This is a genomic window from Curtobacterium sp. MCBD17_034 (genome assembly GCF_003234515.1).
In the GTDB taxonomy this organism is placed as follows: domain Bacteria; phylum Actinomycetota; class Actinomycetes; order Actinomycetales; family Microbacteriaceae; genus Curtobacterium.
The window spans coordinates 1-21,091 of sequence record NZ_QKTN01000012.1; the positions used below are offsets into that span (position 1 = coordinate 1).

The 21,091-nt window shown below is 71.1% G+C and carries 19 protein-coding genes; 7 read left to right on the forward strand and 12 right to left on the reverse strand.

From position 1 onward, the window contains the following. Positions 1-45: 45 nt before the first annotated feature. Positions 46-1,935, reverse strand: a complete 1,890-nt coding sequence (locus DEI92_RS14715) for a glycoside hydrolase family 2 protein (RefSeq protein WP_258370224.1) — start codon at positions 1,933-1,935, stop codon at positions 46-48. 48 nt (positions 1,936-1,983) lie between these two features. Here DEI92_RS14715 and DEI92_RS14720 point away from each other — a divergent pair, with 48 nt between their 5' ends. Then, complete coding sequence (locus tag DEI92_RS14720; RefSeq protein WP_111014030.1) at positions 1,984-3,000, forward strand: LacI family DNA-binding transcriptional regulator; 1,017 nt, start codon at positions 1,984-1,986, stop codon at positions 2,998-3,000. A 34-nt stretch (positions 3,001-3,034) separates the two neighbouring features. Here DEI92_RS14720 and DEI92_RS14725 read toward each other — a convergent pair whose 3' ends face one another. Then, positions 3,035-3,910 carry a LysR family transcriptional regulator gene (locus DEI92_RS14725; protein ID WP_111014031.1) on the reverse strand — a complete coding sequence of 292 codons (876 nt, stop codon included), beginning with the start codon at positions 3,908-3,910 and terminating at the stop codon, positions 3,035-3,037. Between the two features lie 9 nt (positions 3,911-3,919). On the opposite strand from DEI92_RS14725, the gene DEI92_RS14730 reads away from it, so the two are divergent. After that, on the forward strand, positions 3,920-4,738 hold the full coding sequence (locus DEI92_RS14730; protein WP_258370227.1) for an SDR family oxidoreductase: 819 nt from the start codon (positions 3,920-3,922) through the stop codon (positions 4,736-4,738). 183 nt (positions 4,739-4,921) lie between these two features. After that, a complete protein-coding gene (locus DEI92_RS14735; protein WP_111014033.1) occupies positions 4,922-5,797 on the forward strand; it encodes an aldo/keto reductase in 876 nt (291 codons plus the stop codon). A 111-nt stretch (positions 5,798-5,908) separates the two neighbouring features. Here DEI92_RS14735 and DEI92_RS14740 read toward each other — a convergent pair whose 3' ends face one another. From DEI92_RS14740 to DEI92_RS14750, 3 genes are all read right to left on the reverse strand, one after another. Beyond that, on the reverse strand, positions 5,909-6,220 hold the full coding sequence (locus DEI92_RS14740; protein WP_111014034.1) for a pyrophosphatase: 312 nt from the start codon (positions 6,218-6,220) through the stop codon (positions 5,909-5,911). A gap of 155 nt (positions 6,221-6,375) precedes the next feature. Continuing rightward, complete coding sequence (locus DEI92_RS14745; RefSeq protein ID WP_111014035.1) at positions 6,376-7,032, reverse strand: hypothetical protein; 657 nt, start codon at positions 7,030-7,032, stop codon at positions 6,376-6,378. A gap of 101 nt (positions 7,033-7,133) precedes the next feature. Continuing rightward, positions 7,134-8,009 (reverse strand): oxidoreductase, encoded by an 876-nt coding sequence (locus DEI92_RS14750; protein WP_111014036.1) that lies wholly within the window; start codon positions 8,007-8,009, stop codon positions 7,134-7,136. Between the two features lie 118 nt (positions 8,010-8,127). On the opposite strand from DEI92_RS14750, the gene DEI92_RS14755 reads away from it, so the two are divergent. After that, positions 8,128-8,541 carry a helix-turn-helix domain-containing protein gene (locus tag DEI92_RS14755; protein WP_309147138.1) on the forward strand — a complete coding sequence of 138 codons (414 nt, stop codon included), beginning with the start codon at positions 8,128-8,130 and terminating at the stop codon, positions 8,539-8,541. Positions 8,542-8,746: 205 nt separating this feature from the next. On the opposite strand, the gene DEI92_RS14760 is transcribed toward DEI92_RS14755, so the two are convergent. The 4 genes from DEI92_RS14760 to DEI92_RS14775 form a co-directional block, all read right to left on the reverse strand. Beyond that, entirely contained in the window at positions 8,747-11,185 is a 2,439-nt protein-coding gene (locus tag DEI92_RS14760) for a glycoside hydrolase family 31 protein (protein WP_111014038.1), read from the reverse strand. 104 nt (positions 11,186-11,289) lie between these two features. After that, positions 11,290-12,162, reverse strand: coding sequence for a carbohydrate ABC transporter permease (locus DEI92_RS14765; protein ID WP_111014070.1), 873 nt, complete (start codon positions 12,160-12,162; stop codon positions 11,290-11,292). A gap of 26 nt (positions 12,163-12,188) precedes the next feature. After that, on the reverse strand, positions 12,189-13,124 hold the full coding sequence (locus DEI92_RS14770; RefSeq protein ID WP_375342548.1) for a carbohydrate ABC transporter permease: 936 nt from the start codon (positions 13,122-13,124) through the stop codon (positions 12,189-12,191). A gap of 37 nt (positions 13,125-13,161) precedes the next feature. Then, positions 13,162-14,421: an ABC transporter substrate-binding protein gene (locus DEI92_RS14775; RefSeq protein WP_111010956.1), complete on the reverse strand. Its 1,260-nt coding sequence runs from the start codon at positions 14,419-14,421 to the stop codon at positions 13,162-13,164. A gap of 148 nt (positions 14,422-14,569) precedes the next feature. Here DEI92_RS14775 and DEI92_RS14780 point away from each other — a divergent pair, with 148 nt between their 5' ends. Continuing rightward, positions 14,570-15,415: a formate/nitrite transporter family protein gene (locus DEI92_RS14780; RefSeq protein ID WP_111010955.1), complete on the forward strand. Its 846-nt coding sequence runs from the start codon at positions 14,570-14,572 to the stop codon at positions 15,413-15,415. Positions 15,416-15,441: 26 nt separating this feature from the next. Here DEI92_RS14780 and DEI92_RS14785 read toward each other — a convergent pair whose 3' ends face one another. Beyond that, on the reverse strand, positions 15,442-16,152 hold the full coding sequence (locus tag DEI92_RS14785; RefSeq protein ID WP_181434960.1) for an SDR family NAD(P)-dependent oxidoreductase: 711 nt from the start codon (positions 16,150-16,152) through the stop codon (positions 15,442-15,444). 154 nt (positions 16,153-16,306) lie between these two features. Between DEI92_RS14785 and DEI92_RS14790 the strand changes: the two genes are divergently transcribed. Together DEI92_RS14790 and fabI are read left to right on the forward strand one after the other, a co-directional pair. Then, positions 16,307-17,389 carry a hypothetical protein gene (locus DEI92_RS14790; protein WP_111014039.1) on the forward strand — a complete coding sequence of 361 codons (1,083 nt, stop codon included), beginning with the start codon at positions 16,307-16,309 and terminating at the stop codon, positions 17,387-17,389. Next, a complete protein-coding gene (gene fabI / locus DEI92_RS14795) occupies positions 17,386-18,153 on the forward strand; it encodes an enoyl-ACP reductase FabI (RefSeq protein WP_111014040.1) in 768 nt (255 codons plus the stop codon). The genes DEI92_RS14790 and fabI overlap by 4 nt, the downstream gene beginning before the upstream one ends. A gap of 152 nt (positions 18,154-18,305) precedes the next feature. Here the strand turns inward: fabI and DEI92_RS14800 are convergent, their stop codons facing one another. Then, on the reverse strand, positions 18,306-19,685 hold the full coding sequence (locus tag DEI92_RS14800; protein WP_111014041.1) for a hypothetical protein: 1,380 nt from the start codon (positions 19,683-19,685) through the stop codon (positions 18,306-18,308). 102 nt (positions 19,686-19,787) lie between these two features. Further along, a complete protein-coding gene (locus DEI92_RS14805; RefSeq protein ID WP_111014072.1) occupies positions 19,788-21,029 on the reverse strand; it encodes a glycoside hydrolase family 3 N-terminal domain-containing protein in 1,242 nt (413 codons plus the stop codon). Between the last annotated feature and the right edge of the window lie 62 nt (positions 21,030-21,091).

Consider the following 21,091-nt stretch of genomic DNA (forward strand, 5'->3'; position numbering starts at 1 on the left):
GATGTGTATAAGAGACAGGTGCGGCGGGGCTGGGGCTCGGAGGGGTCAGCCGCGCCCGGTGACCGCGCGGCGGATCCGCTCGATCGGCACCTTCGGCTCGCGTTCCGCGGTGAGCAGCCCGTTCGTCTCCTGCAGCGTGTCCGTCAGCTGCGTGTAGCACGAGCCCGCCAGGAACGTGCTCGCTCGGATCGCGTCGTACAGCGCCGTGATCCGGTCGAGGTAGTCGTCGCCGTCGGTCGCGGCCGTGTAGCCCCAGCCGTCCTCGCGCCGTGCGCCCGGCTGGTACTGAACGCCGCCGAACTCGGTGAGCATGACGGGCTGGCCCTGGTCCTCCACGCCGTCGACGAGGATCCGCCGGGTGGCGGGTCCCATGCCGGACAGCACGGCGGTCCGGGCGGCCGCGTCGGCGTAGGTGCGGGCGAGGACGGCACCGTCACCCTCGTAGTCGTGCACGGTCAGGATGTCCGACGCGGTGTGCTCCCAGCCGTCGTTCGAGATGACCGGCCGTGACGGGTCGAGCGCCCGGGTCACGTCGGCGAGGGCGCGCGAGTACGCCTGCTGGGCGCGGTCCTGCGGCACGTGCTGGATGCCCCAGCTCTCGTTGAGCGGCACCCACGTCACGATGCACGGGTGCGACACATCCCGTTCCACGGCGTCCATCCACTCGCGCATGAGCCGCTGCACCGCCGTCGGGGTGAACGCGTACGCACCCGGCGCCTCGCCCCAGACCAGGAGGCCGAGGCGGTCCGCCCAGAACAGGAACCGGGGGTCCTCGATCTTCTGGTGGATCCGGGTCGCGGTGAACCCGAGCTCCTTGATGAGCTCGACCTCGCGCCGCAACGCCTGGGGCGAGGGCGCGGTGAGGTTCGAGTCCGGCCAGTAGCCCTGGTTGAGGACGCTCCGGACGTCGTACGGGCGGTCGTTGAGCAGGAACGCCCCCCGGTCGACCGCGACGGTCCGGAGCCCGAGGTACGAGGACACCGCGTCGAGCACCGCGCCGGCGGGGTCGAGCAGGGTGACCGTCGCGTCGACGAGCCTGGGGTGTTCCGGGCTCCAGCGGATCTCGTCCTCGGCCTGCCCGTTCACCTGCCGGGCGATCGGCAGGACGAGGTCGACCGTGTCGGTGGCAGTGGGCACCGTGACCTCGGTCGTCCCGAGGTCCTCGCCACGGTCCTCCCAGCGGAGTGCCACGCGCACCCGTGCGCCCGCCCGTGCCGCGCCGCGCAGGCGGACGCCGAGCGCGACGGCGGTCGGACCCGCGGGCACCCACCGCAACGCCTCGACCGACACGGGCGGTACGGCCTCGAGCCACACGGTCTGCCAGATCCCGGTGGTGCGCCGGTACCAGATCGCGTGCGGCTCTTCGTGCCAGTCCTGCTTGCCGCGGGGCTGCGTGACGTCGTGGGGGTCGTCCTCGGCGCGGACGACCAGGGTGTGGGTCCGGCCGTCGTCCACGGACGCGGTGACGTCGATCGTGAACGGCGTGTGCCCGCCCTCGTGCGTCCCGACGAGTGCGCCGTCGATCCAGACGCTCGCGCGGTGGTCCACCGCGCCGAAGTGCAGCAGCACCCGCGACGCATCGGCCGAACGCCCGGCACGCTCGAGATCCTCCGCGGAGATGCTCCGCGCGTACCAGACCACCGGGTGGAACCCCGGCTCGTCCACACCCGACGCGACCGACTCCGGCGGGAACGGCACGGTGATCACACCGGCGTCCGGGAGGCCCGCGGTCCAGCCCGCGATCAGGCCTGCGTCGGCGTCGTCGTGGCGGAACGACCAGATGCCGTCGAGGGAGGCCCATCGCCCGCGGATGAGCTGCGGTCGCGGATGGGTGCCGTCCTGCCGGCTCGCGACCGGGAGGGTCGGCGCGGCGACCGGCGGAGCGGCCGGGGACGAGGAAGCGGGCGTCGTCGGAACAGCGTCATCGATGTGCACGAGTCGAATTTATACCGCTTCAAACGCGCGTGGCGATACCCTTCCCCCATGGATCGCGTCACCCTGCAGGACGTGGCGGACCGGGCCGGCATCTCGATCGGGACGGTCTCGAACGTCGTGCGCGGGTACCAGCACGTCAGTCCGCGGATGCGCGCGCGGGTGCAGGCGGCCATCGACGAACTCGGCTACCGACCGAACGGACTCGCTCGGAGCCTGGCCACGGGACGATCCCGGATGCTCGGTCTCGCGTTCCCCGATCTCCGCCGCCCGTACTTCGCCGAACTGGCCCACGTGTTCGCCCGCGTCGCCGAGTCGCGCGGCTACCGGCTGCTGCTCATCGAGACCGGTGACACCGCGGAGGGCGAACGCGCGGTCCTCGCCGACCGTGAGGCCGGCACGATCGACGCCCTCGTCATGCATCCCCAGATGCTCAGCGCCGGCGAACTCGACGCGATGCGGCGCGGCATGCCGGTCGTGTTCCTCGGCGAGGACCCGCAGCCCGCCACCTCGGACCAGGTCGCCATCGACAACGTCGCCGCCGCCGAGGACGCCGTCGCGCACCTGCTCGGTCTCGGCCGACGGCGCATCGCGTTCCTCGGGCACGAGGTGGGCGAGGCCTCGCGGACCTCGACCCTCCGACTCGAGGGGTACCGGCGCGCACTGGCCGGGGCGGGCCTCCCGGACGACCCGACGCTCCTGGTCCCCCGCGACGTCGGCGACGCGCGGGGCGCCGAGGAGGCCCTCGACGCCGCGCTCGACGCCGGCCTGCGGATGGACGCCCTGCTCTGCCGCGACGACCTCGCCGCGATCGGTGCCCTCCGGTCGCTCCGCCGACACGGGATCACCGTCCCCGACGACGTCGCCGTCATCGGGTGGGACGCCATCGAGCTCGGCGCGAGCACGGACCCGAGCCTGACATCGGTCGCCCCCGACACGAACGGGCTCGCGGAACGGGCGCTCGGCCTCGTGCTCCGGGAACTCGACGGCGAGCACCAGGGCGGGGCACACCACACGGTGGGGCACCGCATCCTCGTGCGCGAGAGCGCGCCGGCGCCGGACGCCTGACGCCGTACGCGGCCATCACGAGGAATGGTGCTGTTCAGAGGGGCGTAACGTCTGCCCGAGCGGCGTCGACGAACGCGGCGATGCGCGCTGAGGCGCGGCTGGCCTCCCAGGCGATGTGCACTGCGGTGGGAGCCAGGCCGGTGACGGCAACGAACCGCACGTCGGGTCGGCGGTAGAACCGGGCCGTGGACAACGGCAGGATCGCTACTCCAGCGCCGCCGGCGACGAGCTCCAGCTTCTCCTCGACCGTCCGCGACCGGCGCTTCGCGGAGCCGTCCCCGGCCCGCCGGGATGGAGCCGACCCGGACCATTCGGGAACAGCCGCCGGGTCCTGCAGCAACTCCTCGGAGCCGAGGTCACCCATCGTCACCTGATCCGTGCCCGCCAGCGGATGGTCGGACGGGAGCATGACGACCCGCGGTTCGTCGTGGAGGAACACGGTGCGGACCTCCGCGCGGTCGAAGGGTTCCCGGAGGTAGCTGACATCGGCACGCCCGTCGTGGAGCACCGCGACCTCGTCCTCCCACCCGGTCCGCATCACACGGACATCCACCTCGGGCGCCCCGCGTCGAAACGTTCGTACCGCGCCGGTGACGGTCAGACCGGGCATGAACCCCACGGTGAAGACGTCCTCGCCGCGTGCCGCGATCGCGACGCGGCGGCGTACCGCGGCAGCGGATGCGAGGAGCGGCTGAACCTCAGCGCGAAGCAGACGTCCGTTGTCGGTGAGTTCGGTTCCGCGGGTGTCCCGGACGAAGAGCTGCGTGCCGAGCTCCTGCTCGAGCGCACGGATCTGCCGCGACAGCACCGGCTGCGCGATGCGGAGTTGCTCCGCGGCGCGGCCGAAGCTCAACGTGTCCGCAACGGCAACGAAGTACCGCAGCTTGCGGAGGTCGAGATCAGCATTCACGCGCTCATCATGGCTGATACCCGTTGGGTCTCAACAGCGGCGGAAGAGGTCTTGGACACCGGGCACCCGGAGCGCACACACTCCATTCGTCCGATCGAAAGGAACACCGTGTCCCTCACCAACCAGCGCGTCGTCATCATCGGGGGTACCTCCGGAATCGGCCTCGCAACGGCGCACGCAGCCATCGACGCCGGCGCAGAGGTCATCGTCGCCTCACGCCGCCAGGCCAGCATCGACGCCGCCCTCGGCGAGCTCACCGCGTCCACCACGGGCAGGGCGCTCGACGTCCTCGACACCGAGCACGTCGCCTCGTTCTTCCAAGAGATCGGCGACTTCGACCACCTCGTTTACACCGCCGGTGAACCCCTGTCGCTGATGCCCGTCGACGGCCTCGACCTCGACCGCGCGCGCGGGTTCTTCCAGGTGCGCTACTTCGGTGCGATCAACACGGTCAGCCAAGCCGCGAGACGCATCCGTCCCGGCGGTTCGATCACCCTCACCTCTGGGTCGGCTCGCACCCGGCCGGGTGCCGGCTGGGCGGTCGCATCGAGCCTGTGCGGAGCGACGACCAGCCTCGCGGGTGCTCTCGCCGTCGAACTGGCACCGACCCGGGTGAACGTCGTCGAACCAGGCATCATCCGCAGCCCCCTGTGGGCGGGGATGACCGCTGAGGACCAGCAAGCCATGTTCGACCAGCAGGCCGAGAGGCTCCCCGTCGGCCGCGTCGGAGAGGTCAGCGATGCCGCCCAGGCATTCCTCTACGCGATGACGCAGCCCTTCATCACGGGGACCTCAATCCCGGTCGACGGAGGCGCGCTCCTCGTCTGAGCGCAGCCCACGCCCGCTCGGCTGCCTCGGGCCGGGTCCTCCGTGGCACGACGCCGTCCACGAGCCGACGTCCCACACAGCGCCGTGACCCCCACTCCGGCACGGCGCGGAATCGTCCGCCGGTGGATCGAGAGGCCTTCTCTCGGTTCCGCACGCTGGCTGATCACGCCGGAAGGAAATGTCATGATCGCACCCACCCCGACCATCACCATCGGCGGAGACCTCACCGTCGGCAGGATCGGCTTCGGCGCGATGCAGCTCACCGGCAGGCAGGTCTGGGGCGAATACCCCGACCGCGACGGAGGCGTCGCTCTCCTCCGCGCGGTGGTCGACGCCGGTGTCACGTTCATCGACACCGCCGACGTGTACGGCCCGCACTCGAACGAGATCCTCATCAGAGAGGCCCTGCACCCCTACCCCGAGAACCTCGTCATCGCGACCAAGGGCGGGATCGTGCGGGGTGGCTTCGACTACTCAACCCTCGGCGCGGTCGGGAACCCGAACTACCTCCGCCAGTCAGCGCACATGAGCGCACGGCGGCTGGGACTCGACACGATGGACCTGTACTACCTGCACAGCGGCCAGGCGACGGACGTGCCGTTCGAGGAGCAGGTTGCGACGCTCGCGGCGATGAAGGACGAGGGTCTGATCCGCCACATCGGGCTGTCGAACGTCACCCTCGAACAGCTCCAGGCCGCGCAACAGATCACCTCGATCGCCGCCGCGACGGCCCTGTACAACACCTCCAACCGCACCGGCGTCAGCCTCCTCCACGCCACTCGGGAAGACGGTGCGGTGTTCTCACCCTGGCACCCGATGGGGTTCGTCGAGGGGGGCGACCCCGAGCGGATCATGGCTGCGATCGAGCCGATCGCTCAGCACCACGGCGCAAGCCGACAGCAGATCGCCCTCGCCTGGCACCTGCATCGTGCACCGAACACGCTGCCCATCCCTGGAACCACCAGCCTCGAGCACCTCCGCGCGAATCTCGCCGCGGCAGCGATCTCGCTCACTCCCGACGAGGTGGCCACGATCACCGACCTCGTGCCCGAGAGCTGAGGGCCGAACGCTGGCCTGCGCAGCGGTCGACGAACCACGAGGAACAGCCGACTTCACACAGCCACCCGAGCGCTCTGCGACAGCGCCCCGGGCATCTCGACAGCCGATCGGCTACTGGGACGGCTTCCAGACGAGCCACTTCCGGGCGACCTCGTCGGACAAGTCGACGTCGAAGCGGCGCGCGATCAGGAGCACCTGCGCGAACACGTCCGCCAGCTCTGATCGAAAGTCGCCTTCGAGCTCGACAGCGGAGCGTCCCTTGTCGCGTGCCTGCCCAGCACGGGCGAGGTACGCCTGCGTGAGCTCCCCGACTTCTTCGTTGAGCTTCAACACGAACCAGTCATCGGATCGATCGATGCCGTGTCGCTCCGCGTAGAAGGCGGAGACCTGCTCGACCTCGTCGCTCAACTCGTCGATCTGCACGACAGCAGTGTCCCATCGATGACGAGGAGCCGCAGTGGATGGTTGGGACTGCTGCAGGTTCAGTTGAGTCAACCGAACCTGCAGCAGTCCCCGTCCGGTAGCCGATCCGCTCCCGGGCGGACTTCAGTCCTCATGCGGGGAATATTGAGCGACCTTTACGGGCGGTCGTGAGTAGCGATGACTGCGCCTGAGCAGGTTCGGTCGAACTCGTCTCGGGCAGGTTCAGTGAGCTCGTCGTGCCAGTAGGGCGCCGAGACGCCGGCGTAGAAGAGGACCTGCGCGAGTGAACCGGTGTCTGCCTGAACGCGGCCGGCCGTGCGGAGTCCGAGGGCGCGCGCCGCCGCGTTCCCGAACGGTGTGTCGACGCGTCCTGTGAGGGCCCGCCAACGGATGAGTGCCTTCGCGGTTCCCTCGCGCGCGCCAGCGGCGCGCGCTGTCCTGGCATCCCGTCGTCCCTCATGCCAGAACTCGACGTCCGAAATAGCGCGTCCAGCGGTCAGAACGACTTCCGTCCCCTCTTCAGTGACCATGTCGACGCCTGCGCCGGCCCCACACCAGACGTGTGCGTCGTTGCCGAGTTCGAGTTGCACCCGGCTCGCCAACACGAACGCATCGACGCGGTGGGCGTCGCGAACCGCCGGTGACGGCCAATCGACGTACGCGTTGGCCAGGGAGTCGACGACGTCGTTCCACGCTCTGAGGTCGTTGCGCAGAGGTGCACTCAGCCCGAGCTCCCCGGCGTCAGCTAGCCCGATCAGCTCACGCGACCCTCGATACCAGAGCGGAGAGTCCTCGACCGTGTACTCGGCCAATCCCGAGAACGATCACTCCCACCACTCCGCCAGGGCATGACGAGGCCAACCCGGCAGACGATCGATTGCCGGGCTCGCGGCACGCGGCCTCGGCAGGCGCATCACCCCGCGATCTGGTCCAGTTCTCGCACGTCGTCCACCGACAGCGCAACCGCTGCACCGGCGATGTTCTCGCGCAGATGCGCGACGGAGGACGTGCCGGGGATGAGGAGCACGTTCGGGGAGCGCTGCAGCAGCCAGGCGAGTGCGACGGACATCGGCGTCGCTCCGAGCCTCGCGGCGACCCGCGCGAGTGCCTCCGACTGCAGCGGCGCGAAGCCCCCGAGCGGGAAGAACGGGATGTACGCGATGCCCTCCCCCGCCAGCCGGTCGATGAGGGCGTCGTCCTGCCGGTTCGCCAGGTTGTAGCCGTTCTGCACGGACACGATCGGCGCGATTGCCTGCGCCTCGGCAACCTGGTCGGCGGTCGCGTTGCTCATCCCGAGGTGCCGGATCACCCCCTGCTGCTGCAGGTCGACGAGGGTCTCGAAGGCCTCGGTGATCCGCTCAGGCACAGGCCCCTGCGCGTCGCCCGCGCGAAGGTGCACGAGGTCAAGCACATCCACCCCGAGGGTCTCGAGGTTGTCGTCGATCTGCGCCCGGATCTCGTCCGGTTTCCGTGCCGCGGGCCAGCCGCCCTGCGCGTCCCGTCGTCCGCCGGCCTTCGTCGCGATGAACACGTCCGACGGGTAGGGGTGCAAAGCCTCACGGATCAGGTCGTTCACAACGCGCGGGCCGTACGTCTCCGAGGTGTCGATGTGTGTGATGCCACTGGCGACTGCCTCGCGGAGGACCGCGATCGCGCCGTCGTGGTCCTTCGGCGGGCCGACGACCCAAGGACCGGCGAGTTGCATCGCGCCGTAGCCGAAGCGGCTGACGACGTGGCCGCCGAGCGTCCAGGTGCCGCCGGGGAGTCCTGTGGTGGTGCTGTTCGTCATGAGGTGCCTTTCACGGTCTTGTGGATCTGTGGTGCGTGATCCACTCTGGGCAAGGCGCTTCCCGTGGGGAAGTAGTAACCGAGAAGTGCGTAGGTACCCGGAGGGCAGCATGGCGACGATGACCGCAGCGGAGAAGAAGGCGACGGCGAAGGCGGAGTACAACGCGTTCCTCGCGGCCTGCCCCAGCCAACAGCTCCTCGGCAGAGTTTCCGGCAAGTGGGTGACCCTGGTGCTGTCCGCCCTCGGGAGCGGACCCGACTGCGACGGTGACCCCCGCCCGATGCGCTACTCCGAGCTCGGACGGGTGCTCGCCGGGGTGAGCCCGAAGATGCTGTCGCAGACGCTCCGCGCCCTCGAACGGGACGGCCTCGTCACCCGCACCGCTATCGCGACCGTCCCCGTGTCGGTGACCTACGAGCTCACCGCACTCGGGCTATCGCTGCACGAGACCGTCCGCCAACTCAAGCGCTGGTCAGAGTCACACCGCGACGACGTCGCGGCACACCAGGCACGCTTCGACGCGATCGGGTAAGGAGCGGGCCACGCACCGCGGAGTCGGAGTCGTTCGAGTGGCCCGACAGACGGTCGTCCAGCGAACTTTCCGCTTCGCCGCCCGTCGGCCCGGACTCCCCGCGCCGACCGGGGCGCAGGCGGTCTCACGTAGGGACTCCGCGACCTCTCGCAGTGATGTCAGCGGTACCCGCGAGCCAGCCGGCCTCCGGAGCGACGCAGCTCGCTCAGGACACATCGCCCGGAGGCACCTCCCCGACCACCGCCCCGAGCAACTCGGTGAGCGCCGCCCGGACCGCCTGCGGCAGCGCCACGGCGTCGAGCTCCGCGAGCCGGTCCACGACGGGTCCGTCAGCGGCGACGATCTCCCACGCCTCGAGCTTCTCGGGGTTGCCCATCTGCGCGTCGGCGAGCACGGTGCGGGCCGCGTCGCGTCGGTCGGGGCCGACCCGGACCTCCCCCGCGATGCGGACGACGGCGCCGACGTCGGACTGGACGGTCGCGGTCACGCTCCAGCGCCCGTCCACCCCGTCGACGGCGACCTCGGCGCCGTCGACGGTCACCGGTCCGTCCGGCAGGGCGGCGAGGACGGTGAGCGTCCACGTCCGGACGGGCGGGACCAGGTCGCCCCGGCCCTCCGCGGGCCCGATGCGGAACGTGCGGGTCGGGAGGTCCCAGGTGAGCTCGGTCCGGACGGCCGGACCGGCGGCGGCAGCGCCCGCGTCGTCCTCCTCGGCGTCCTCCGCCAGCACGAACGTCCCGGAGGCCGCCGGCGCGACGAGCACCTCGAGCTCGCTCGGGTTCCGGGTCGCGTCGAGGTCGGGACCCGCGTCGAGCGGCAGGATCCCGCCGGCCCGCAGGAGCACGGGGATCGACGCGGTCGGCCGGTGGAACGCGAGGCTCCGGTCGCCGCGGTAGACCGTCCCGGTGAACACGTCGGTCCACGTCCCGGCGGGCAGCCAGGCTCGGACGCTCCCGAGCAGGGAGGCGGGATCGCGCGGCTCGGTGATCGGCGCGACGAGCAGCTCGGACCCGAACGCGTACTCGTTCGGGACGCGGTAGGCCTCGCTCCGGCGCGGCTCGAGGTGGTACATCGGCCGGACGAGCGGGGTGCCGGCCGCGGCCGCGTGGTTCATGGTGTGCAGGTAGGGCACCATCCGGTGGCGGAACCGGAGGGCGTCGTCCATGGCGGCGCGATGCTCCGGCGGGAACCACCACGGCTCCTTGCGGATGAACGGGTTGTTCGCGGAGTGCAGCCGCATGATCGGCGAGAACACCCCGAACTGCACCCAGCGCGTCGCCAGCTCGTCGTCGCGCACGCCCCGGGTGTGCCCGCCGATGTCGTGGCTCCACCACGCGTAGCCGATGTTGGCGGCGGTCGCCGTGAACTCGGGCTGGAACGCCAGCGACGCCCACGACACGACCGCGTCGCCCGAGAACCCGACGGCGTACCGGTGGCTGCCGGGCCCCGCGTACCGCGAGAACGTCATCCCGGGGCCGCCGTTCCGGGCGGCGTCGAGGTGGTGGAAGTGGTTGAGCACCCAGAGCGGGTCGACCCCCGGCAGGTCGGAGGTGCGCCCCTGCTGCCAGTCGATCCACCAGAAGTCGACGCCCTGGTCCTCGAGCGGGTCGTGGAGGTCGCGGAAGTACGACTCGAGGAACGCGCGGTCCGTCGGCGCGAAGGGCAGCGGGCGCTCCGTCTCCGGGTCGACACCGAGCGCCCGCGCCATCGTCGGGTAGGCGTCCTCGAACGCCCGCACGCCGTCGGCGGGGTGCAGGTTGAGGGTCGTCCGCATGCCGCGCTCGTGCAGGGCGGTGAGGAACGCCTCGGGGTCGGGGAACAGCGAGCGCTCCCACGAGTAGCCGGTCCACCCGTTCCCGAACCGCGACGGCACGGAGTCGACGCGGTGCCAGTCCATGTCGATCACGGCGACGGAGAACGGGACGCCCTCGTCGTCGAACCGGTCCATGAGCGCCAGGTAGCTGTCGGCCGTGTACGGGTGGTACCGGCTCCACCAGTTGCCGAGTGCCCATCTCGGGAGGCGCGTGGGCGGTCCCGAGACCGCGTACAGCGCCGAGACGGCGGCCGGGTAGTCGCGGCCGTACGCGAACACGTAGAGGTCCTCGCGGTCCGCGCCACGCACGCCGACCCAGCCGTCGTCCTCGAACAGGAACGAGGCGGCGTCGTCGACCACAGCGATGCCGTCGGGCGCGACGACACCGCTCTCGAGGTCCGTCCGTCCGTCGACGTCGTCGAGCGTCCGCGCCGTCCCGCCGAGGTCCCGCGTCGGCTCGCCGTACCGCCACCGGCCGGTGTCCGCGCCGATCATCTCGACGAGCAGCCCGCTCGCCGAGAACGGGCCGCCGTCGTACCGCAGCCGCGCCCGAGCCGTCGTCACGACGACGCCCCGGCCGGACCGCTCGACGTCGAACGGCACGGCCGGCAGGTCGCGGCGGATCGCGAACGTGGAGGCCCGGTCCTCGAACCCGCCGTCGGCCGACCGTTCGACGCGGAACAGCCCCTCGGTGAGCACCGTGATGCGCCAGCCGTCGCCGTGGACCTGCTGGTCGTCGCGCGCCCGCGGCGCGGCGCCGGGCAGCGGCCGGATGACGGGCAGCGCGGTCGGAATGGCGTCGGGCGCGGGCTGCGTGACGGAGTCGGACATGGTCCTCCAGGTCGGTGGGGTGGTCGGGCGTGACGGTACCCGTGTGCGGTGGGGTGGGCCTCCCGGGCGGAACCCGCCGGTCGGTGCTCGACGGCGCGCGTCGGTCAGTGCTTGACGGCGCCCTGCGTCACGCCGCTGATCACCCAGCGCTGGGCGAACAGGTACACGACGATCGTCGGCGCCATGGCCATGAGGTACGACGCGAACGCGACGTTGTAGTTCGTGCCGAACTGGCTCTGGAAGATGTTCTGCACGACCGGAAGGGTCTGCAGGCTCGGGTCCGCGGTGATGAGCGACGGCATCATGAAGTCGTTCCACGACGCCAGGAACGCGAAGATGCCGACCGTGGCGTTCATCGGACCGAGCAGCGGCAGCACGATGCGCCAGAAGATCTGCCACGTCGTCGCGCCGTCGATGCGGGCGCTCTCCTCGAGCTCGATCGGCAGCGAGCGGAGGTACGCCGAGTAGAGCAGCACGCTGAACGACAGTTGGAACATCGCGTGCAGGATGCCGACGCCGACGGGGTTGTCGAGACCGGTCAGTGCCGTGAGCTGGATCTGCGGCAGGGCGACCACTGGGAACGGCAGGAACAGCGCGGCGAGCAGGTAGTACAGCGACCAGCGGTAGATCCGCTTGTCCCAGTTGCGGGCGATCGCGAACGCGGCGAGCGAGCTGAGGAACAGCGTCAGCACGACCGTGATCGCGGCGACCCCGAGCGACAGGCCGAACGACACCGGGAAGTGCGTCAGCTGCCACGCCTGCACGAAGCTCGCGGGGTTGAACGGTGCCGGGAACGAGAACGCGTTCCCGTCGACCGACTGCGCACTCGTCTTGAACGCCATCGACAGCGTGACCCACAGCGGGGCGAGCACCGTCAGCGACGCCAGGATGAGCAGGACGGTCAGCGGCCAGTTCGTGCGGCCGAGCCGACGACGCCGACGCGTGGTGGTGGGGCGGCCGGCGCTGGAGCCGGCCATCTGGTCGTGGTGGAGGTCGACAGAGGTCACAGTCGGATGGTCCTTCCGCGGGTGACGAGGAGCTGGGCGACGGAGATCACGACGGTGACGATGAAGAACACCGTGGCGTTGGCCATCTGGTACGCGTAGTCGCCGCCCGTGAACCCGCCGAAGATCGTCATGGCGACGCTGCTGGTCGCGGTGCCGGGGCCACCGTTCGTCAGACCGACGATGACGTCGTAGGCGCCGAGGTAGCCCTTCACGCCGAGCACCGTGTTGATGACGATGAACCCGGCGATGAGCGGCAGCGTGATGGAGCGGAACTGCTTCCAGGAGCTGGCGCCGTCGAGCGCGCTCGCCTCGTACAGGTCGTCCGAGATCGCCGTGAGGCCGGCGGTGTACACGAGCAGGGCTCCGGGGATCGTCTGCCAGGCGGACACGATCACGATGGCGAGCCACGCGAGGTCCGGGTTGCCGAGGATGCTCTGCTCGAGCGGGTGGAACCCGACCGCGGTGGCGAGGGCCGGCAGCGAGTTCGAGAACAGGTAGTTGAACACGTACGCGACGACGATCCCGGAGATCACCATCGGGATGACGAACACGCTCCGCAGCGGCGCCGCGAACCGGATCCGCCGCGACAGCGCCACGGCGAGCGCCAGGGCGATCACCTGCGCGACGACGACCGTGACCGCCGCGAACCCGAGCGTGAAGCCGTACGAGGCGATGATGTTCGGATCCGTGAACAGCGTCGTGTAGTTCCGCAGCCCCAGGAAGGACCACCGGCCGTACCCGACGTAGTTCGTGAAGCTGTAGAAGATGCCGATCACGGCGGGCACCACGACGAACGCGGTGAACAGCGCGAGCGCCGGGAACAGGAACAGGGCGTAGATCGGGTCGACGCGCCGCCGCCGAGCGGGCCGGGTCGACGGTCTCGGCGGCAGTTCATCGGCGGTTCGTTCCGACAGGGGTGCTTGCAGGGTCACGATCGCTCCTCGTCGAGGTCGGACATCGTCATGGGGGTCATACGAGTGCGTCCCGTCCGGCGAGGCGCCGCCAGTCCGCGTCGAGCTGGCGGAGCATGCCGTCGAAGTTCCCGCTCCGCGTGGCGGACTGCAGGTAGTTGCCGAGCGGGATCGAGTTCGGCATGAACGTCCCCGCGCCCTGGTAGAACGCGGCCCGGTCGACGAACGGCTGGAGGCCCGCCACCCGCTCGTCCTGCTGCGCGGGCGCGCCCTTCCGCGTCGAGTACGCCAGGTTGTCCTGGTTGTAGGCGTCGATGACCGACGGACGCATGAGGAACTCGACGAGTTCGCGAGCTTCCTCGCGGTGTGCCGTCGCGGTCGGGATGTAGAGGCCGAGGTCGATGTTCACCCGGGCCTTGCGGTCCGCCGGGTCCTCCGAGACGGGCAGCGGGAACGTCCCGACCGACAGGTGCTTGTCGACGAGCGCGATCTGCCCGAGGGCCCACGGCCCCTGCAGGTACATCCCCACCTGGCCCTTGCCGAACGCCAGGTTGCCGTCGGCGTACGAGCGGACGGCGTGGTCGGGGTTGAAGTACGTCGAGATCGTCTTGGCGCGTTCCATCGGGACCGCCAGGGTCTTCTCGAACGAGACCTCGGAGTCGGGTCCGACGTCCGTGCCGAGTTCCTTCATCCGCCGGAAGAACCGTCCCGTGTCGACGAGGCTGCCGACCGCGTAGTCGAACAGGCCCTGCCACAGGGTCCACGTGTCCTTGTCCGTCGCGTAGATCGGGGTGATCCCGGCTTTCTTGAGCTCCTTGCAGACGTCGACGAACTGTGACCACGTCTCGGGCACCGGCAGGTGGTGGTCGGCGAAGATCTTCTTGTTGTAGATGACGCCGGCCGCGGCGAGGGAGTACGGGAGCACGCTGGTCCGCCCCGGGTACGTCGCGTACTGGTCCGTCAGGGAGCGGATGTCCGTGCGGACGGTCCGGGCCGAGGGCAGGTCGGACATGTCGCTGAGCACGCCGCGCTTGATGTACCGGGCGAGCTCGAGGTTGTCGTTGAAACAGCCGACGTCCGCCGGGGCACCGCGCACGAACTGCGGGGCGATCACGTTGGTGGAGTCGTGCACCACCGAGATGCCCGGCCGCTCCCGCTCGAACTGGCGGAGCAGCGTGTCGAAGTAGGCGATGACCTCTTGCTTCTGCTCGTAGAACCGGAGGTGCGTGGTGCCGCCGCCGGCACCGGGCGCGGCACAGCCGGCGAGACCGAGCGCAGCGAGTGCGGTGGAGCCGACGAGGAAGGACCGGCGGCTCACTGAGACAGGACGGGACACGCGACATCTCCCTTGATTGCGGCGTGCGCGCCAATTTATAGCGCTCAAAATCCGGTGTCAAGCGGGCCGCTCAGCGGTGGCCGCCGGGGTCCGTCCCGTCCGACCAGGGAGGCCGCCTACCCTCCGGAGCATGACCGACGATCGACGCCGCGAACTCGGCTCCACCGACGCGCCCGTCGAGGACGAACTCCTCGAGTCCTTCGAGGCGACGATCGAGGAGGGCGCGGAACGGCTGCAGCGGACCGTGCGGGCGGTGCTCATCACCGGGTTCTTCGGTGGTCTCGAGGTCGGCCTCGGCGTGATGGCCTACCTCGCGGTCCTCACCGAGACCGGGAGCCACCTGCTCGCGGGACTCGCGTTCGGCATCGGGTTCATCGCCCTGCACCTCGCGCACAGCGAGCTGTTCACCGAGAACTTCCTCATGCCCGTCGCGGCCGTCGTCGCGCGCGAGGGGAGCCTGCTGCAACTCCTCAAGCTGTGGGGCGGCACCCTCGTCGCGAACCTCGTCGGCGGGTGGGTGTTCATGTGGCTCGTCGTCCAGGCGTTCCCCCAGTGGCACCCCACGCTCAGCGAGGCCGCGCACCACTACATCGACGCCCCGTTCGACCTGCAGAGCGTCGTGCTGGCCGTGCTCGGCGGCAGCACCATCACCCTGATGACCCGGATGCAGCAGGGCACGGACTCCGATCCGGCCAAGCTCGTCGCCGCCGTGGCCGGCGGGTTCCTGCTCGCGGGCCTCCAGCTGTTCCACTCGATCCTCGACTCGCTGCTGGTGTTCGGCGCGATCCAGAGCGGTGTCGACATCACCTACGGACAGTGGCTGGGGTGGTTCGGGTACACGCTGCTGTTCAACCTGCTCGGCGGCCTGGTGTTGGTCACGGCACTCCGGCTGCTCCGGACGAAGGAGCTGATGCAGGGTCGGCGACAGACCTCGCACGACCACCCGGATCGCGCTTCCCACCAGCAGGCGGACTGACGCACCCGGTGGTCGGGTGGGGGGGGTCAGACCCCGAAGCCCTCGCCGCCGGTCACGGGCACGACCGCTCCGTTGAGGAACGTGCTCTGCGCCACCCACCGGATGACGTCCGCGATCTCGTCGGGACGCCCCACCCGCCCGAGCGGGATCCGCTCGAGGAGGGCTCGACGGTGCTCGTCCGTCATCGGGGCGAGCATGTCGGTCTCGGTCGGGCCCGGTGCGACGGCGTTGATCCGGATGCCGCGCGGGCCGTACTCCCACATGACCGACCGCATGAAACCCTCGAGCGCGGCCTTCGACGCCGTGTAGTGGCTGCTGCCCGGGATGCCGACGCGCGCGCTCTCGGACGACACGAGCACGATCGAGCCCGACCGCTGCCGGTTCATCGCCTTCGCCACGTGTTTCGTCGCGAGCATCGCCCCGACCAGGTTCACCTCGAGCACCTCGCGGATCGACGCCGCGGTCATCCGCACCAGGAGCTCCTGCGGTGCGACGGCGGCGTTGACCACCGCGACGTCGAGCCGTCCGTGCTCCACCGCCGTGCGCACCGCGTCCGCCACGGATCCCTCGTCGCGCATGTCGGCCTCGACCCCGACGACACCGGACGGGACGCCCGAACCACGGTGCGTGCCGACGACGCGATGGCCGGCCTCGAGGAACGCCGTGGCCGTCGCGGCGCCGATGCCCCGCGATGCCCCGAACACGATCACGGACAGCGGTTCGACGTCGGTCTGCACGGGTCGATTATCTGCTACCGTCCTGTTCGTGCGGGGCGGATGCCTCGTGAGCATGGCCGCTGGACAGCGGCTCAGGCTGGACGTTCTGGGGCGCGGACGCGCTCGGTCCGGCCCTGCCGTGCCCGCCCCGGGATCCCGAGCGCGGAGGCACAGGATGGCGAACACCGAGGTCGATCCCGTCGGCCGGTGGGTCGTCGTCGATCACTTCGGTGCCGTCACGACCCTGCTCGCGGTCGGTGACCAGGAGCACGCCGGGGTCAGCCCTCGGCGGAACCTGGACCGCCGCGCGCGCGAGGTGCTGCTCCCCGCACTGTCCGAGGTGATCGGGTCGGGCGCGGCCCTGCGACGCATCGTGCACCTGGGGGGCGATGCGTACCAGGTCGACGCCCGGCCCGTGATCACGCCGGACCGGTCGCACGTGACGGGTGCGTACGGCGTGTTCGTCCCGGCCGCCGACCCCGTGCCGGAGCCGCCGCTCATCGGTGCCTGGCAGTGGACGGTGGACACGTCCGGCAACAACGTCGGGTCGACCTCGTCGCAGTGGGACGCCGACCTCTACCGGTTGCACGAGTTCACCCCGGACGAGGTCCAGTCGAGCCGAGGGCCGGTCGGCGACTGGTTGACGCGACTCCTGCCGTACGAGGAGCGTGCTCGCGTGAAGACGACGGTGGACGCCGGGCTCGCGGCCGCGAACGGGGTGCACCAGCTCCTCACCTTCGGTGCCGTCACCCGCCCGGACACGCCGAACCCCGGCCGCAAGCAGTTGGCTCTCGTCGGCACGTCGACCGTCCTGCCCGACCGGCCGGGCGTGTTCTATGCCTACGGGTTCACGCGGGAGGTCCCGAAGCCGAGCACGTACCGCACGACCGGTCTCGACATCGTCGACGCGGCGGAGTTCGCCCGCGCCTACTTCGCGCTCGCGGGTGACGTCGCGTACGCCGCCGTCGACTGCCTCCAGTCGTCGACGTTCATGACGTCGCCGAGCTGGGGGCGGCTCGGGCTCCACGAGCCGTTCGAGGGCGACATCGCCTCGCTCGCGCTCGCGGAGGACCGTCCCGCCTTCGAGGAGTTCGTCGCCGCCGCGCGTCGGAGCGTCGACCACGACGCGGCCACGCACGACGTGCGACTCGTCCGCGACGACGGCTCCCCCGCCCGGTTCCGCGTCCGCGTGGCGCGGGTGGACCGCACCGCGGCGGCGAGCCGGTACCTGCTGCTGTCGTTCGAGGCACGCTCGTGAGCCTCCTCGCCGGCAAGACCGTGCTCGTCTCGGGCGTGTTCACCGAGTCCTCGATCGCGTTCCGCAGCGCCGCGATCGCGCAGGAGCAGGGCGCCACCGTGATCCTGAGCGGGTTCGGGCGGCGCCGTCGCATCACCGAGGCCGTCGCACGACGGCTGCCGACGACCGCGCCCGTCGTGGAGTTCGACGCCGAGGAACCGGCCGACGTGGGCCTCCTGGCCGGCCGGCTCCGCGAGCACACCGACCGACTCGACGGCGTCGTGCACTGCATCTCGGCGAGCCTGCCGTCCGTGGTCGGCGACGGGTTCAGCGATGCCGAGTGGGACGACGTCGCCCACTCGTTCCGGGTCTCCGCGTACTCGCTGCAATCGCTCGTCCGCGGCGCGGACCCGCTGCTCGGCGCGGGCGCGAGCGTCGTCGGGTGCACGCTCGACGCCTCCCGTGCCTGGCCCGTCTACGGCTGGGCCGGCGTCGCCAAGGCGGCGTACGAGTCCGTGAACCGGTACCTCGCGCTGCACCTCGGTCCGCGCGGCATCCGCACCAACCTCGTCGCCGCCGGCCCCGTCGACTCGTTCACCATGCGGGCGATCGAGGGCATCGACCAGGTGAACGGGCTCTGGGAGGACCGTGCGCCGCTCGCCTGGGACCGCACCGACGCGACCTCCGTGGCCAGGACGGTCGTCGCGCTGCTCTCCGACTGGCTGCCGGCCACGACCGGGTCGATCGTCCACGCCGACGGCGGGTTCCACGCGGTCGAGTACTGACCGGCGCCGGAGGTCGACCCGGCCGGGACGTGGAAATGCCCCGGCGGACTCGGGGGAAGCCCGCCGGGGCGGATCCGCGGAGTTGGGGGGAACGCCGCGGACAGGTCGATGCTACCCCTCGCACGCCGCATCGCGTGGTCTGGAGCGTCGTCTCACCATCCCGTGTCGAGCGTGTGCTGCACGAGGAGGGCGGTCAGGACCTGGACGACCAGGCCAGCCCATCGCCAGCGGGGTGAGAGCATCGCCGTCCCGACGAGCACCCACGGCGCGAAGGGCAGCCAGATGCGCTCCACCTCGGCCTTGCTCATCCCCGACACGTCGGCGAGGAACACCATGGCGGCGCCGGCGAGCGCCAGGACCACCGGGACGACGGCCGCCCGAGGGAGCCGCCGGTACACACCGATCCAGCCGTGACCGCGCAGCACCGCGCGCGCGCGCACGAGCGTCTGTGCGACGGCAGGCCCGATCACCGGTCCGGCGCTGAAGGCGAACGCGGCGAGGTCACCCCAGACCCAGTACCCGAACGGACGCTTGTGTGCCACGCCGTTGTAGTACCGCTCGCGGAGGACCGGGTACGCCTCCCACCAGGCGAACCCCCACAGCGCGAACGCCCCGACGACCGCGACGGCACCGAGCAGCCCCCACACGAGTGGTCGCCACGAACGTGCCGCGACGAGCACCCCCACCGCCAGGACGCCGAGCAAGGGCAGCCCGTAGGAGAGCATGACGCTGTACCCGAACAGCAGTCCCGCTGCGACACCCCACGCGGCGGCGGCTCCGCCGCGTCGGCTCGTCGCCGACCGCGCCAGCAGACACGCCGCCCAGGCGCCGCACGCAGCGAACACCGCGTCGGCGGAGACGGCCGACCAGACCGCTGCGGGACCGAGGACGAGGAACGGGGCGGCACGGCGGGCGGCGGAATCGGCACCGAGGGTACGCAGGGTGAGCAGCACCGCGACCGGCGTCGTCGCCGCGACGAGCAAGGTCATCCAGCCCGCCGCCAGGCCGGTCGTGAACCCGAGCCGGACGAGGACCACGTAGAAGAGCAACGCCCCGGGCGGGTGCCCGGCGATGTGGACCGGCCACTTGCCCGGGCCGCCCACGATGCGTGGGATGAACCCGTGGAGGGTCTGGGCGAACGGATGCCCAGCCACGGCCCGCGCCGTGTCCATGTACTCGTACGGGGTGTCGAGGACGTGACCGATGCCGTGGGAGCCGTCGACCAGTGCGAGCGCCGCGAACCACGCCACCGTGACCGCGTACGCGCCGGGCACGAGCACCGCCCAGCGCGCCCGAGCGGCCACCCGGTGTGCGAACACCACCCCGAGCACCGCCAGCGCCACCGCCGGCAGTGTCCCCGGCCCGACCCGCGGGTCCCAGTGCGCGTGCAGGGGAGGGAACGCGATGACGTGCACGCGCCAGCCGGTCAGTCTCGGGATCAACACTGCCGCGGCCATGAGGAGGACGGCGACGGCCAGGCCGACCACCGCCGGGGTCCACGGTCGTCGGACGTGGTGTTCAGGGAGGGACATGGGTCTCCGGTTCCGGCCGTCGAGGAAGCGTCTCATGCAACCAGATCGCAGGCCCGACTGGCCCGCCGACCGCACGATCACGCGCCGCGAGCGCACGCGACGTCAGCCGAGCGACTGCTGCTTGGCCTGGATGACGCGCCGGGCGGCCGCGTCGACCTGCTGCCGGAAGGACGCGTCGGTCCGGGCCTTCGCGACGACCGCGTCGACCATCGGGTCGACCACGCTCGGGTCGGCGGAGGCGAGCACGATGTCCGATCCCGCCTGGATCGCCAGGACCGCGCGTTGCGCCGGGGTCCACTGCTGCACCTGCGCGGCGGTCGAGAGGTCATCGGTGACCACGACGCCGTCGAACCCGAGCTGGCCGCGCAGCAGGCCCTGGACCACCGTCGGCGAGAACGCGGCCGGCATCGAGGGATCAATGCGTGAGTAGTACGCGGTCGAGGTCATGACGAACCGGGCACCGTCGTGCACCTCGTCGCGGAACACCTGCACGGATGGGCTGTCGGCGGTCGTCACGCTGTCGGTGACACCACTCGTGTAGTCCGTGTTGCCCGTCACGTTCCCGAGGCCCGGGAAGTGCTTGACGACGCTCTGCACCCCTGCGGCTTGGAGACCCCCGCGGAACGCGTCGGCCGCGCCCGTGATCGTGCCCGGGTCGAAGCCGAGTTCGCGGCGGTACCGCCCGATCGGCGGGTTCGCCGCCGCGGTCGCCGCCGAGGGCAGGAGGTCCACCACCGGCCCGAGGTCGAGGTCCACCCCCGCAGCCGCGAGCTGCCGCCCCCACGTCACCGCGTCGTCGTGCAGCGCGGCCGGCGGCATCGTGCCCTGGGCGAGACCGTCCGGGATGTCCGAGAACCCCGGCCCACGGAGCACCTGTACCTGCCCGCCCTCCTGGTCCGTGGCGACCAACATCGGCAGTCCCGCGGTGGTGTCGTCAGACACCAGACCGGTGACCTGCCGGACGACCGCGGCGGTCGCGGCCGTGCCGGACGTCGAGCGGCCGGAGAGGAACACGTTGCCGACGTGGTGCGTCCGCACCGCCTCGAGCGCCTGGGCACCCGCCGCGGTCGCCGGGGTGCCCACCATGAACAGCTGCCCGACGCGTTGCTCGAGCGTCAGGCCGGCGAGCGGGTCGGGGGTCGGCGTCGGAGTCGGGGTCGGGGTCGGGGTCCCTGTGGGGCGCGACGGGGAGGCGGAGGCGGGCGGGGAGGATCGCGGCGACGGGCCTCCCGGCGTGGACGGACCGACGCACGCGCTGAGGACCGCCGCGACCACGAGCGTGGTCGCGGCGGCGAGGAACGGGCGTGCCCGGCGGCGGACGACGGGACGGGCGGGTGCGGGCATGACCCCGACGATCGTAAGCGGCACGGGGCGGGAGCGGCTGAGCGGGGCGTGCCGCTCAGCCG

What these genes read in the sequence shown, in the direction of transcription:
- DEI92_RS14720 (WP_111014030.1), top strand. Translation starts at nt 1,984, where the DNA reads ATGGATCGCGTCACCCTGCAGGACGTGGCGGACCGGGCCGGCATCTCG.
- DEI92_RS14730 (WP_258370227.1), top strand. Translation starts at nt 3,920, where the DNA reads ATGGCTGATACCCGTTGGGTCTCAACAGCGGCGGAAGAGGTCTTGGAC.
- DEI92_RS14735 (WP_111014033.1), top strand. Translation starts at nt 4,922, where the DNA reads ATGATCGCACCCACCCCGACCATCACCATCGGCGGAGACCTCACCGTC.
- DEI92_RS14750 (WP_111014036.1), bottom strand. Translation starts at nt 8,009, where the DNA reads ATGACGAACAGCACCACCACAGGACTCCCCGGCGGCACCTGGACGCTC.
- DEI92_RS14755 (WP_309147138.1), top strand. Translation starts at nt 8,128, where the DNA reads ATGACCGCAGCGGAGAAGAAGGCGACGGCGAAGGCGGAGTACAACGCG.
- DEI92_RS14760 (WP_111014038.1), bottom strand. Translation starts at nt 11,185, where the DNA reads ATGTCCGACTCCGTCACGCAGCCCGCGCCCGACGCCATTCCGACCGCG.
- DEI92_RS14765 (WP_111014070.1), bottom strand. Translation starts at nt 12,162, where the DNA reads ATGGCCGGCTCCAGCGCCGGCCGCCCCACCACCACGCGTCGGCGTCGT.
- DEI92_RS14780 (WP_111010955.1), top strand. Translation starts at nt 14,570, where the DNA reads ATGACCGACGATCGACGCCGCGAACTCGGCTCCACCGACGCGCCCGTC.
- DEI92_RS14790 (WP_111014039.1), top strand. Translation starts at nt 16,307, where the DNA reads ATGGCGAACACCGAGGTCGATCCCGTCGGCCGGTGGGTCGTCGTCGAT.
- DEI92_RS14800 (WP_111014041.1), bottom strand. Translation starts at nt 19,685, where the DNA reads ATGTCCCTCCCTGAACACCACGTCCGACGACCGTGGACCCCGGCGGTG.
- DEI92_RS14805 (WP_111014072.1), bottom strand. Translation starts at nt 21,029, where the DNA reads ATGCCCGCACCCGCCCGTCCCGTCGTCCGCCGCCGGGCACGCCCGTTC.